7 protein-coding genes are annotated in these 13,065 nt (G+C 66.1%); 5 read left to right on the top strand and 2 right to left on the bottom strand.

The features are described from left to right. The first annotated feature begins 190 nt into the window (after positions 1–190). From recC to AC57B6_RS35660, 3 genes are read left to right on the top strand one after another with little or no spacing between them, the layout of a single operon-like run. Complete coding sequence (gene recC / locus AC57B6_RS35670) at positions 191–3,568, top strand: exodeoxyribonuclease V subunit gamma (RefSeq protein ID WP_030102689.1); 3,378 nt, start codon at positions 191–193, stop codon at positions 3,566–3,568. Next, a complete protein-coding gene (gene recB / locus AC57B6_RS35665) occupies positions 3,565–7,260 on the top strand; it encodes an exodeoxyribonuclease V subunit beta (protein ID WP_496423076.1) in 3,696 nt (1,231 codons plus the stop codon). Before recC ends, recB begins: the two co-directional genes overlap by 4 nt. Beyond that, on the top strand, positions 7,257–9,554 hold the full coding sequence (locus AC57B6_RS35660; RefSeq protein WP_496423075.1) for an AAA family ATPase: 2,298 nt from the start codon (positions 7,257–7,259) through the stop codon (positions 9,552–9,554). Before recB ends, AC57B6_RS35660 begins: the two co-directional genes overlap by 4 nt. Positions 9,555–9,578: 24 nt before the next feature. Here the strand turns inward: AC57B6_RS35660 and AC57B6_RS35655 are convergent, their stop codons facing one another. Continuing rightward, entirely contained in the window at positions 9,579–10,220 is a 642-nt protein-coding gene (locus AC57B6_RS35655) for a VC0807 family protein (RefSeq protein WP_496423074.1), read from the bottom strand. A 152-nt stretch (positions 10,221–10,372) separates the two neighbouring features. Between AC57B6_RS35655 and arfB the strand changes: the two genes are divergently transcribed. Beyond that, complete coding sequence (arfB, locus tag AC57B6_RS35650; RefSeq protein WP_028199750.1) at positions 10,373–10,777, top strand: alternative ribosome rescue aminoacyl-tRNA hydrolase ArfB; 405 nt, start codon at positions 10,373–10,375, stop codon at positions 10,775–10,777. Positions 10,778–10,851: 74 nt separating this feature from the next. Here arfB and AC57B6_RS35645 read toward each other — a convergent pair whose 3' ends face one another. Further along, a complete protein-coding gene (locus tag AC57B6_RS35645) occupies positions 10,852–12,147 on the bottom strand; it encodes an EAL domain-containing protein (protein ID WP_028199749.1) in 1,296 nt (431 codons plus the stop codon). A gap of 561 nt (positions 12,148–12,708) precedes the next feature. Here AC57B6_RS35645 and AC57B6_RS35640 point away from each other — a divergent pair. Next, positions 12,709–12,999: a putative quinol monooxygenase gene (locus tag AC57B6_RS35640; protein ID WP_028199748.1), complete on the top strand. Its 291-nt coding sequence runs from the start codon at positions 12,709–12,711 to the stop codon at positions 12,997–12,999. The last annotated feature ends 66 nt before the right edge of the window (positions 13,000–13,065 follow it).

Below are 13,065 nucleotides of genomic sequence, written 5' to 3'. Positions count from 1 at the left end.
GTTGAAAAGGCCGACCCGGGGTGGACCTGGTGCAGACCCAAACTTGCCGACGAGTCTAACTGATTTTGTGCCTGATCTGACCTCGTCCGTTCGGCCAGGTTCTGCCCTGGTGGCGCGTTTGTTATGCTGTCGCTTCAGTATCTGTCGCGGCCGGGGTGTTCCGCTCGCGCCGCCTGCTTCCCCAGGATCCATGCTCCAGCTCTTCTACTCGAACCGCTACGAAACCCTTGTCGGCGCGCTGCTCGACGACCTGGCACAAGCGCCGTCCGACCCTTGGCGCGCGCAGCCCGTGATCGTCCCGAGCGCGGCCGTGCGCCGCCGGCTCGAGCTCGACATCGCGGCGCGCCAGGGTATCTGCGCGAATGTCAATTTTGGTTACCTCGCGCAATGGCTGTGGGCGCAAATCGGCGGCGTGATCGAGGTGCCCAGGCATTCGCCGTTCGCGCCGGACCGGCTCGTCTGGCGCTGCTACCGGCTGCTGGGCGAAGCGGACGAAGCTTTGCCGTGGAATGCCTCGCCGCGTCTGCGTACGTATCTCGATGCGGCGGATGCGTCGATGCGCTACGAGCTGGCGCGTCGTGTGGCCACCGTGCTCGACCACTATCTGACCTATCGCCCGGAATGGCTGCTGCAATGGCAGAAGGGCGGTTCGATCTTCGCGAGCGGCGCCGCGGGAGACACCGGCCCGCGTCTCGTCGGCGCAAGCGAGTCGGCGCGCGAAGACGAGCGTTGGCAAGCTGCACTGTGGCGCGCCGTGCTCGCCGAAGTGGCAGGCGACGCGCAAACGCCCGCGGCCGCTCTGCCGCCGGCTTATCGCTTTCTCGAGGAAATCGGCACGCTCGATCTGGAAGCCATCTCGAACGCGCAGTGGCCGGAAGCGGTCAGCGTGTTCGCGCTGCCCACCATGCCGCCGTTGCACGTCGCGCTATTGCGAGCGCTTTCGCGCTGGGTCGACGTGCGGCTGTATGTGTTGAACCCGTGCCGCGAGTTCTGGTTCGACGTGGTCAGCGCGGGCCGCGTCGAAGCGCTCGACGCCGCAGGCCAACTCGATTATCAGCAGGTGGGTCATCCGTTACTGGCCGAATGGGGCCGTCAGACTCAGGCGCAACTGCACATGCTGCATGAGCTGACCGAGAGCGCCGCATCCGGCGAGACGGGCGAGTTCAGCGAGAATCCAGAACCGAGCTGGCTCGCCGCCGTGCAGAACGGCATCCTCGAGTTGCGCGAGGAAACGGACACCGACGAATTGCCGATTGAGAATGGCATCGAAGTCCACGTATGCCACAGCCTGTCGCGCCAGCTTGAAGTGCTGCATGATCGGCTGCTCGGATGGTTCGACGAGTTCGACGATCTGCAGCCCTCCGATGTGCTGGTTGCAGTGTCCGATCTCGCGGCCGCCGGGCCATTGATCGATGCGGTATTCGGCACCGCGCCGCCTGGCGACACGCGCCGGATTCCCTACCGGATTACCGGCTTGCCACCTTCGCAGGCCAATCCGGTTGCGCGTTTACTGATTGACTGGCTGGCCTTGCCCGAGCGTAGCGTGGGCGCACCGGATCTGATCGAATGGCTGCGGGTCGATGCGATCGCCGCGCGTTACGGGATCGATGCCAGCGCGCTGGAAGCCGCACAGGAGTGGCTCGCGGCAGCCGGTGCACGGCGCGGGCTGGCGCCCGGCGAGCCGACCGGCGAGCACGTGCCGGTCGCGCGCCATACATTCGCCGATGCGCTGACCCGGCTATACCTCGGTTATGCGATGCCGGATGGTGGCGAGCCGGTCGATGCCTGGTTGCCCGTTGAAGGCGCGGACGGGTCGGATGCCGAATTGCTCGGCCGCCTGTCAAGTTTCGTCGACGATATCGAAAGCTTCGCGCAGCGCTGCGCGGTCGAGCAAACCCCTGCCGAATGGGCGCAATTGCTGCTCGAAACGCTCGCGCAGTGTTTCGACGGCGGCGTGGAGTTTGCCGATTCGCTGGCGGCGGTGCGCGACGCGATCGACAAGATGGGCGACGCGATGCAGGCGGGCGCGCAAGACGTCGGGTTGCCTGCCACCGTGGTGCGCGGCGCACTCACCGAGGCGCTCGACGACCCCGCGCGCGGCGGCGTGCCGTGGGGGAGCGTGACGTTTTCGTCGCTGACCAGCTTGCGCGGTTTGCCCTATCGCATTGTCTGTCTGCTCGGCATGGATGACGGCGTGTTGCCGAGTCTCGCCCGCGCGGACGAATTCGACCTGATGGCTGCCTTCGGGAAAGCCGGTGACCGGCAGCGTCGCGACGACGAACGCAATCTGTTCCTCGACTTGCTGCTGGCCGCGCGGGACCGGCTCTTCATCGCCTATACCGGTCGCAGCATTCGCGACAATGCACCGTTGCCGCCGGCCGCGCTGGTCGACGAATTACTCGACCACCTGGCCCAGGTGTCGGCGGGGGAAGGGGCGAGTCCCGCGGAAATCGAAACCGCGCGGCATGCGTTCATCATCGATCACCCGCTGCAGGCGTTCGCGTCGGACTACTTCTCGTCGCAGCGCGGCCTTTTCACTTACGACACGGATCGCGCGGAACTGGCCACTTTGTTGGCCGCGCCGCAGCATCCGGCCGCTGCGCCGTTTTTCGATCAACCGTTGCCCGCTGAAGACACGGCCTCTGTTGCCTTCGACGAATTCGTGCGTTTCTGGCGTCATCCGGCGCGTGCATTGTTACGCGACCGCCTCGGTATTGTGTTGTCGGACGCGCAGGGCGAGTTGCTCGATACGGAGCCGTTCGAACTCGATTGGGCCGGCCGTGACGCGTTGGCGGAGCGGCTCCTGCCGGTGCTGCTGGACAGCGGCGCTGAAGACCAGGACGGTATGTTTGAGCGGGTACGCCGCGTCGCCGCGGCCAGTCCGGAATTGCCGGGCGGCGCGACCGGCGCGGTATGGCGCTCGCGCGAACTCGGCGCGCTACGCCAACTCGCCGACAGCGTGCGCCGCGAAGTCGCATCGGGTGTCGAGCGGTTGCCATTCGTGCTCGATATCAAGCCGCGCTGGCCCGCTGGCGCTGACATCGCCGATACGCTTTTCGGCCCGCACGACGCGGCGCTCCGCAAAGCAGCCGAAACACCGCTGCAACTGCACGGCACCTTGAATTTGCTGACCGAAACAGGACAAGTGATTTTCCGATACGCCAAAGCGACTGCGCGCGACTATCTGTCGGCGTGGCTCGCGCATCTGGTCTATTGCGCGGCGCAGCCGAACGGCCCACGCCGCACGGTCTGGCATGGCAGCGGCGAGAGCTTCGAACTCACGCCGGTTGCCGCGCCGCTCGACGAACTGGCGCCGCTTGCCGCGCTGTTCAGGGCCGGGCGCAGGCTGCCGCTGCGCTTTTTCCCGAAGAGCGCATGGGTGAAAATCAGCGAGAGCGATTCCGCGGCACAGGGCGTGTGGATCAACGATCGTGTGCGCGGCGAATCCGACGACCCTGCTTTGCGCATCGCGCTGCGCGGCACGCCATTGACGCTCGACGAACCGTTCGGCAGTCTTGCCTCGATCGTCTTCAAACCGCTGCTGCAGCATCTGCGGAGCGCGTCATGAGCGGCGCCGTTCATCATCACGCGCTGGTTGCGCAGGAGCTCGATGTCTTCGCCTGTTCGCTCGAGGGCGTCAACCAGATCGAGGCGTCGGCGGGAACCGGCAAGACCTGGAACATCTGCGCGTTGTACGTGCGGCTGCTGCTTGAAAAGAATCTGAACGCCGACCAGATTCTGGTCGTAACCTTTACGAAGGCGGCGACCGCAGAATTGCACGAGCGGATTCGCGGGCGGCTCGCGGAACTGGACCGGGCTATCGATGCGGACGACGACGGCGGCGATCCGTTTATCCAGCGTCTCTTCGAAACCACGCTTGCGCCGGAGCGAGGCATTGATCGAGAGGGCGCGTTGAAAGTCGTGCGGCGCGCGCTGCGCACGTTCGACCAGGCCGCGATTCACACCATTCACGCCTTCTGTCAACGGGCCTTGCAGGAAGCGCCGTTCGCCGCGGCCATGCCGTTCGCGTTCGAAATGGAAGCCGACGACGCCGCGTTGCGTTTCGAAATGGCAGCCGATTTCTGGCGCGAGCAGGTGGAACCGGTGGCCTATGCGCATCCCGCGTTCGCGGCATGGCTCGTGGCCAAACGCGCCGGCCCCGCGTCGCTCGACGAGCAACTCGCACGGCGCTTGAAGAAGCCGTTGGCGCAACTGCGCTGGGGCAAGGTCGATGCCGGCGGCAACGACGCCGATCCGCAGGCGCGTTTTGATACAGCTTGCGCAATCTGGCAGGCGGAGCGCGACACGATCGTGAGCCTGCTTGGACAAGCGCAGGACCGTCTGAGCAAGACCTCGCATAAGCCCGATCTCGTGAGTGCCGCGATCGCGGCGTGGACCGAATACTTCGCGCAGGGCGATTGCCATGCGCCGCCGCCGAAAGCGGCCTTGAAGCTGACCGCGTCGGCGTTGAAAAAGGCCACCAAGGTCAAGTTCGAACCGCCCGGGCATCCGTTCTTCGAGCAGGCCGAGGCACTGGCTGCGGCCGTGGTCGCGGCCGAAGCCACGCAACGCGCGCGCTGGCTTGCGCTTATCGAAACCTGGCTCGATTACGCGCCCGCCGAACTGGTGGCGCGCAAGCGCACGCGCAGGGTAGTGTCGTTCGACGATCTGCTGTCCAACCTGTATCGGGCGCTCGCGGCCAATCCCTGGCTTGCCGATGCTTTGCGCACGCGTTATCCGGCTGCGCTGATCGACGAGTTTCAGGATACCGATCCGTTGCAGTTCGCGATTTTCAGCCGCATCTTCGCGCCGGCTGGGCCGCTGTTTCTGGTCGGCGATCCGAAACAGGCGATCTACAGTTTTCGCGCGGCGGATTTGCATACCTATCTGGCGGCGCGCGAGGCGGCTTCGGCGTGCTACACGCTGGCGGTCAATCAGCGTTCGACCGCGCCGATCGTCGAGGCCTGCAACCGGCTATTCGAAGCGAATCCCCAGGCTTTCGTGCTCGACGGTCTCGACTATCAACCGGTGCGGGCCGGCGAGCGGCGTCGTCCGCCTTTCTCCGAACCGGATGCAGGCGCGGGCGACTTCCGCATCTGGACCTTGCCGCAGGGCGACGCGGCGCTGACCAAACGCGATGCGCAACGCGCGGCGAGTGAAGCGTGTGCCGCCGAGATCGTGCGGCTCCTGCGCGGTGCGCGCGAAGGGTCGGTAACGATCGGCGACGTGCCGCTCGCGCCGGGCAATATCGCGGTGCTGGTGCAAACGCATAAACAGGGCAGTCTGATCAAGCGTGTGCTGGCGTCGTGGGGTGTCGGCAGCGTGGAACTGGCGCAGGCCTCGGTGTTCGCGACGCTCGACGCCGAGCAGATCGAGCGCGTGCTGGCCGCGGTCGATACGCCGGGCGATCTGCGACGTTTGCGCGCCGCGCTTGCCACCGATTGGCTGGGTCTCGACGCCGCCGCGCTGTGGCGTCTCGAGCAGGTCGCCGACGCGCCGGCGCCCGCCGACGATCCCGCGCATGCCGCGGACGCGATGGGCTGGGTCGAACGTTTCTCACGCTATCGCACGCTATGGCACGAGCGCGGCTTCGCGTTGATGTGGCGCACGCTGATGCGCGAGTTGCGAGTCGCGCAACGGCTGGTGGCCGGACCGGACGGCGAGCGCCGTCTGACCAACGTGAATCATCTGGCCGAACTCGTGCAGGCACGTGCTGCCACGCAACCCGGTATCGCACCGACTTTGCGCTGGCTCGCCGCGCAACGCACGCAAGGTGGCGGCGAAGACGCGCAGTTACGGCTCGAGTCGGATCGCAACCTCGTGCAGATTGTCACCGTCCACAAATCGAAAGGACTGGAGTACGCGGTTGTGTTCTGCCCGTTTCTGAACGACGGCGCGCTGCGCGAGCCGCCATCCTCGGGCTTGCCCGATGCGCGCGAATATCACGACGAAACGGGCGGTGCCGTGCTGCACTACGGTTGCGACGACGAAGAGGCCGAACGCGCGTCACGTGATGCGGTGCGCGAGCAGGCGGCAGAACGGGCGCGGCTCGTGTATGTGGCGCTGACACGCGCGGTGTATCGCTGCTATCTGGTTGCCGGGACTTATCTTTCGTCGCGCTCCACCAGGGAGTCTCGCCGCAGCGTACTGAACTGGCTGGTGTGCGGCAGCGGCTACAGCTTTGACGATTGGCTCACCGATCCGCCTGACGAAGTCGCCGTGGCCGAACGATGGCGCTCGCTTGCGGGCGGCCCGATCACGCTGCAGCCGTTGCCGGAGGTGGGGCGCCGGGTGCCGTTGGAAAGCCTCCAGGATAGCGGCGCGCGAATGCAGGCGCGTGCCAACCGGCGGCCGTTGCGCGATCAGTGGCGCATGGCGAGCTTCAGCGGCCTGATCGCCGCCGGCAGCAAAGCCGAGGAGGCGCCTACGCGGGTGGAAGAAGTGCGGCCCGATCACGACGAGATCGCCGATGTGCTCGCACCTCTGCCGTTGCTGGTGCCGCAAGCGCCGTCCTATGCGGAAGACGACATTCTCGCCTTTCCGCGCGGCGCGGCGGCGGGCGACTGTCTGCACCGCATGTTCGAACTCGCGGATTTCACCGATCCGCAGACGTGGCCGGAGGCCATCCGGGGCGCATTGCGCGAGCGCCCGGCGCCGGCTGTGCCCGAACTTGCGGTACGTTTGCCTGCCATGATGCACAAGCTGATCGCGGACGTCGTGAGCACCGAGCTCGTGCCCGGTATGGCGCTTGCCAACTTGAATCCGCAGCGGCGTCTGAACGAACTTGAATTTCTGTTTGCCGGGCCTTCGCTCGATTTTCCGGCGTTGCGCGAACTGCTGGTCGAATACGGCTATCCCGATGTGGCGCTGGAACCCGGCGTGTTGCGCGGTTTCGTCAAAGGATTTATCGACATGATCGTCGAGTACGACGGACGTTTCTGGATCGTCGATTGGAAATCGAACCATCTGGGCGACACGGCCGCCGACTACGCCGCGGCGCCGCTTGAAGCGGCCATGGCGAGCCACGCGTATCACCTGCAGGCGCTGCTCTACACGGTGGCGCTGCATCGCTATCTGAAAACGCGGGTGCGCGATTACGCCTACGACACGCATATCGGCGGCTATCTGTATCTGTTCGTGCGCGGCGTTCGTCCGCAGTGGCGCGACGGCGACGGGGCGGCAGCGGGCGTGCATATGCGGCGCCCCGCGTTCGAACTGGTGGCGCTGCTCGACGCGGCGATGATCGGAGGTGTCGCATGAGCACGTTCGAGCGGGACGCTTTCGCACCGCCGGCACTCGATGACATCGGCGTGAATCTACCCGCGCCGGCCGATTTCAGCACCGCGCTTGCCGAAGGGTTCGCGCGCCGCATCGGCACGCTGGCGCGCCGCGGCGGTGCGTCGGGCGAGTCGGTGAAGTGGGCGGCGCGGGCCGCCTTCGCTGCGAGCCGCGCGACTGCCGAAGGGCACGTGTGTCTGCCGCTTGGCGTGCTGGCGCGGCGTTTCGATGGGTCGAGCGCCGAGGTGCGCGCGGCGCTGTTCGCAAGCGGCATGGTCAGCGACGGCACGCAGAGCGCGGCGGCGTTGCGGCCGCTGGTGATCGACGGGCAAGGGCGGCTGTATCTGGCACGCTATTACGACTACGAGCGGCGCCTCGCTCGCTCGCTGGTTGGGCATGCGGGCGGTGGTCAGGCGGAGCAGGTGAGGGTCCGCGAAGCTGCGGGCGCTGCGGGAGGAGCTGGCGCCGAGGCCTATGCCGGTGCCGATTCCAATGCGCCAGCGAACGCGCGCTCCGGCGCAGGAGCGGACACGACCCCGAGCGCCGCCACAACCGCGAACACGAACACGACGGCCCAGGCATTACACGAACGTCTGTTGCGCTACTTCGGCGCACCGCGGGACGACGAGGTCGACTGGCAACGTGTCGCGGCAGTCATGGCGCTGTCCGGGCGCTTGACCATCGTTAGCGGCGGCCCGGGCACCGGCAAGACGACTACCGTAGTTGGTGTGCTTGCGTGCCTGCTGGACGCGCGGGCCGATCTGCGGATTGCCTTGGCGGCGCCCACCGGCAAGGCCGCCCAGCGGATGCAGGAAGCCTTGCTGGCCCGTGCCGGCGATTTGCCGCCGGAACTCGCGGCGCGCTTGCCGCAGACGTCGTACACCTTGCATCGCTTGCTCGGGTCCGGACCGGGCGGGCGCTTCCGGCATCATCGCGATAATCCGCTGCCTTATGACGTCGTCGTGATCGACGAGGCGTCGATGATCGACGTCGCGATGGCGGCACATCTGCTCGACGCGATTGCGCCGCAGACGCGTCTCGTGATGCTGGGCGACAAGGACCAGCTCGCCGCCGTCGAGGCCGGTGCGGTATTTGCCGAACTTAGCGCGCGTCCCGCTTTTACGCAAAACGGACTGCAGCGGATCGCCGGGGCGCTCGGTATTGACGCGGCGCGGTTGTCGCAGGCGCTGCCGGGTCCATCGAGCGGACTTGCCGAAGGGCATGACGGGTTTTTCGCGCACGCGGGTGAGCCGGACATTTTCGATGCGCCGCCCGGCGATCTGTTTGCCGATGCCGATGCCGAAGCGCAAGGTGCCTTCGATCAACCACCCAGCGGCGATCTCTTTGCGAATACCGCCGAGCCGGATACTGGAGCACCGTCGTCTGCAAAATCAGCAGCGGCATCAGCATCAGGCTCTGCCTCAACATCGGCCGCGCTTGCACAAAACCCGCTCGCCGACTGCGTCGTCTGGCTCGAGCGCAACTATCGATTTGGCCTCGAATCGCCGATCGGCCGTTTGTCGCTTGCGATTCGCAACGGTGCGGCGGGCGCCGCGCTCGACGCTCTGCGCATCGACCCTGCCGAACCCTGTGCAGCGGCGCTGTACGAAGACACCCATGTGAGCCTCGCCGAGCGCACGGTCACACGGCTTGCCGCGGGTTTCGCGGCGTATGCGCAGGCGCTTGCTGAAGCGTTAGCCACCGATACGCCAGACCCGTCGCCGCTCTTCGATGCACTGAACCGCTTTCGAATTCTGTGCGCGACGCGTTCGGGACCGCGCGGCGTCGATCAGGTGAATGCCGCGATGGCCGCGCAGGTGCGGCGCTCGGCGGGTGTGACGCTGGCGGTGGGCGCTCAATGGTTCGCCGGACGGCCCGTTATGGTCACGCGCAACGACTATGCGCTGGGTCTGTTCAACGGCGACATTGGGATTGCGCTGCCGGGCGCGGGCGGCGCGTTGCGCGTGTATTTCCGCACGGGTGACGGCGGTTTGCGAGCCGTGTCGCCGGCGGCGCTGCCGCCGCACGATACGGCATTCGCGCTTACGGTTCATAAGTCGCAAGGCTCGGAGTTCCAGCATGCGGTGCTGATGCTGCCGTCGACGTTCAGCCGCGTGTTGTCGCGCGAACTCGTGTACACGGCGATTACGCGCGCGCGTGAACGGGTGGAGGTGATCGGCGCGCGCGCCGTGCTGTTGCAGGCGATCGCGACGCCGACGCAGCGCGACTCCGGTCTGGCCGCGCGAATTGCGGAGGCGTGGCGCGCGGCCCGGTAGCGTGGCGCGGGCGGGCCGCCGTGTTCAGCCAGCGATTCCGTCCGGCTGCGTGCGCGCCTCGACGCGGTTGCGCATGGCCTTGCGGTACCACATGGTCCAAAGCGCCAGGCCGCCGTATATGCCATAGCCGATGAACGGCGAGACCACCAGGAAGCGCTCGATCGGCCAGGTGAGCGCCATCCATGCGCGCAGCGCTGTTTCGCCGGTCAGGCCGACGCCCCATACCAGCGTCATGAGCCGCATTGCGCTGACGAAGCCCGGCCGCTCGCGCCACAACGTTTCGAAGCGCTCGGCGCCGCCTTCCGTCTCGCGCGCGACGGTGGCGCGTGCAAGATAGAAGATCAGCGGGCGGCGCAGTGGCAACGACAGCAGAAACACCACGCCTATCGCGCCGGACACCAGCGACTCTCGCAGCAACAGCATGCGAGGACTGCCGCCCAGCGCCATGGCCACGATCGACAGCACGATGCCTGCCACGACCATCGCGCTGAGCGCGTCGACGCGCCGGAAGCGCACCAGTTCGATCACGCTCCAGACCATCGGCGGCACCGCGGAGGCAATCAGGGCGCCGGTCTCGCCCAGGTGCGGTAACGCAAAGCGGTAAGCAAGCCACGGCAACAGAAAGTTGATGGCCAGTTCCAGAACAAAACCCGGACGGAGTTTCATATAAATTTACGCTGTAAGCGAAAACCGCAGTATCAACGAACTGGCTGTGCCGATGCAAATGGTTTTTCGCATCGGCGGCCGCCGCCCGATAGCGCCTGGCCCGGAATCGGCTGCGCACTGTGTACACTTGCATCTCCCAGCTCAATCCTGTCATGACATCCCGCTATCCCATTCCGCCGAACGAAATCGAATTGACCGCAGTGCGCGCGCAAGGAGCGGGCGGCCAGAACGTCAACAAGGTTTCGAGTGCCATCCATCTGCGCTTCGACGTGCAGGCCTCGTCGTTGCCCGAGGTGCTGAAGATGCGCCTGCTCGCGCTGTCCGATCACCGGCTCACGCGCGACGGGGTGGTGATCATCAAGGCGCAGGAGCATCGCACTCAGGAGATGAACCGCGCAGCCGCGTTGGCGCGGCTCGATGAACTGATCGAAAGCGTCAGCGTGACACGCAAGCCGCGTGTCGCGACCCGGCCCACGCGCGCCTCGAATCGGCGTCGCCTCGACAGCAAGGCGAAGCGCAGCGAGATCAAATCCGGCCGCGGGCGCGTAGAGGAATGAAGAAGGACTGAAGAAGGACAGAAGAGGATAAGGGGCTGCGGCTGGCGAGGCCTGACGGCGCAGCCGGGGCGGACTCAGCGTTTGGCTGTGCGTCCGCCAGAACGCGTCTCGGCTGCCGCCGTCGCCGGCACAAAATCGACACAGAGCACATGCGTGCCGTCACGCTCGAACGCGATTGCCGCCGTATAGCAGTCCTGGCCGTCCGCGAGCGAATAGTGCGGCCCCATCATCGCGACGCGCCCCGGCGCGGCGAGCGCGTGCTTGAAATAGGATCGCCGCGACCAGTTGCTGCGCGTGTCGGTGTAGAGCGGTGCGAGCCGCGACGGGGGCGGTGGCACCGAGGCGGCTGAGATCGACGCTTGAGTCTGTTCGCCCTGGCCGTTGGTGATGAACACCCGGCGGGCCTCGCGCAGATGCCAGATCTTTTGCGCCGCCTGCTGCAGATCGCCGGTGGCTTTGAACGTGTCGGCGGCGGCGAGTACGGCTTCGGCGAACCCTTCGAAACCGAGCCGCTGGTGGCCGGCGTGGGCGTGTTCATAAGCGGCGAATTTGGCCCACATCGACTCGATCTGCGCCGGCACCCCTGCACATGCCGCCTGCACTGAACTCTGCGGCTGGCCGAGCCAGAAACCCTGCACGAAATCGACGTCGGCCTGCATCAGAATCATCAACTCCTCGTCAGTTTCGACGCCTTCGGCGAGCACCAGCGTGCCGGACTGATGGAGCATCGCGATCAGATGGCCGATCATCGAATCGTCGCCTTCACGCTTGCCCGCTCGCGCAACCAGCGAACGGTCGAGCTTGACGATGTCGGGCCGAAAACGCCACACACGGTCAAAGTTCGAAAAACCGGTGCCGAAGTCGTCGATCGCAATCAGGAAGTCGCGTGGCTGAGACGCGGCAAGCATGCTGGCGACGGCGGATTCGTCGTCGGCGGGTTGTTCGAGCACTTCGATCACGATGCGCTCCTGCGGCAAGCCGAAGTGCGCCGACAGTTCGTCGATGAAGGTCCGCTGCGGCCAGCCGGTTTCGAACACCTGGGGACGCGTGTTCAGAAACAGCCATCCGGTGCTGATGCCTTGTTCCATGAAATTCGCCACATGCAGGCAACGCGCGATGCGGTCGAGTTCGCGTGCGTCGGCGGCCGAACGTGTGCCGGAGAACAGCACCTCCGGCGATACCGGCAGGCCGACCGGATCGAACGCGCGCAACAGCCCCTCGTAGCCGACCACGCACTGATGCGTGACGGACAGTACCGGCTGGAACACGCTATGCAGGGTCAGCGCGCGCCATGTCGCGGTCCAGCCGGACTCGTCCCGGACCAGATGCGGGAGCAGACCGCGCAGGGTCAATTCGCTGACGGTTGGCATGAGAGCGGGCATAAGGGCGGGCATGGCGGCATCGCGGCAAGCAGGTGACGGGGCGCGCAAACAGATTCGGCGCGCAACGAAGGCACAGCCCAGGCGTCGGTAGGGCAAGGTGGGTACGGCCCGGGAACGCGGAGTGCAATGCCAGCCATGCGGGGCTCCGGCGGGATTTGTCAAAACCAGTCTATCAGTTCGCACTTCGCATGAATGTGCGGGTAATCACAGACGCAGGATCTGGCCGGGTGCCTGGCAGGCGGGCGGTCACGCGGCTTCGGCTCCGGCGTCGTGGTCGTTGCGCGTGAGCTTCGCGCGCGTTCGCCTTGCGCAGGACCCATCCTTTCAAATGGAATCAATCACGCGTATGAAGCCGAGGGTAGCAGGGCGGTAAGTGGCCGCCCGCCAAACTCCAGGCAAGGACGGTGCTCAGACGTTTCGCGCGCGGTTTGCCTTGCATCCGGGTAATCCAGCCGCCGCCGCGCGTACTTGCAGGCAGCGCGTGGCCGCCTGCAGGTTTGACGGGGGGCGGGTATGCTGCTGCTTTTCCTGAAACAACGGAGGGCAAGCATGGCTGAAATCGCGGTGGTCGCAATCTCGGTGGCAAAGCCGGGCTATGAAGAGCAACTGCGCCAGGCGCTGGAAGGCATCGTCGGGCCAACGCGCGAGGAGCCGGGCGCGCTTCAATACGATTTGCATCGTGACGTGCAGGAGCCGCGCCGGTTCGTGTTTGTCGAGCGTTGGGCCAGCAAGGAAGCGTTGGCGGCGCATGCCGCGTCCGCACACATTGCGGCTTACAAGAAAGCCGTGGCGGATTGGGTCGAACACGCGGAAATTCGGGTCGTGTCGAAGATCGCCTGAACGCCTATGAAGTGAACCACAAGGTAGGAAAAGCCGGACGACGGCGAGCGAACTGCGAGGCCGGAT

Source organism: Paraburkholderia sp. BGA-UO-ETr-F12 (genome assembly GCF_059567945.1).
The sequence above is the reverse complement of the archived record's forward strand: the minus strand, read 5'-3'. Positions and strand labels throughout refer to the sequence as shown.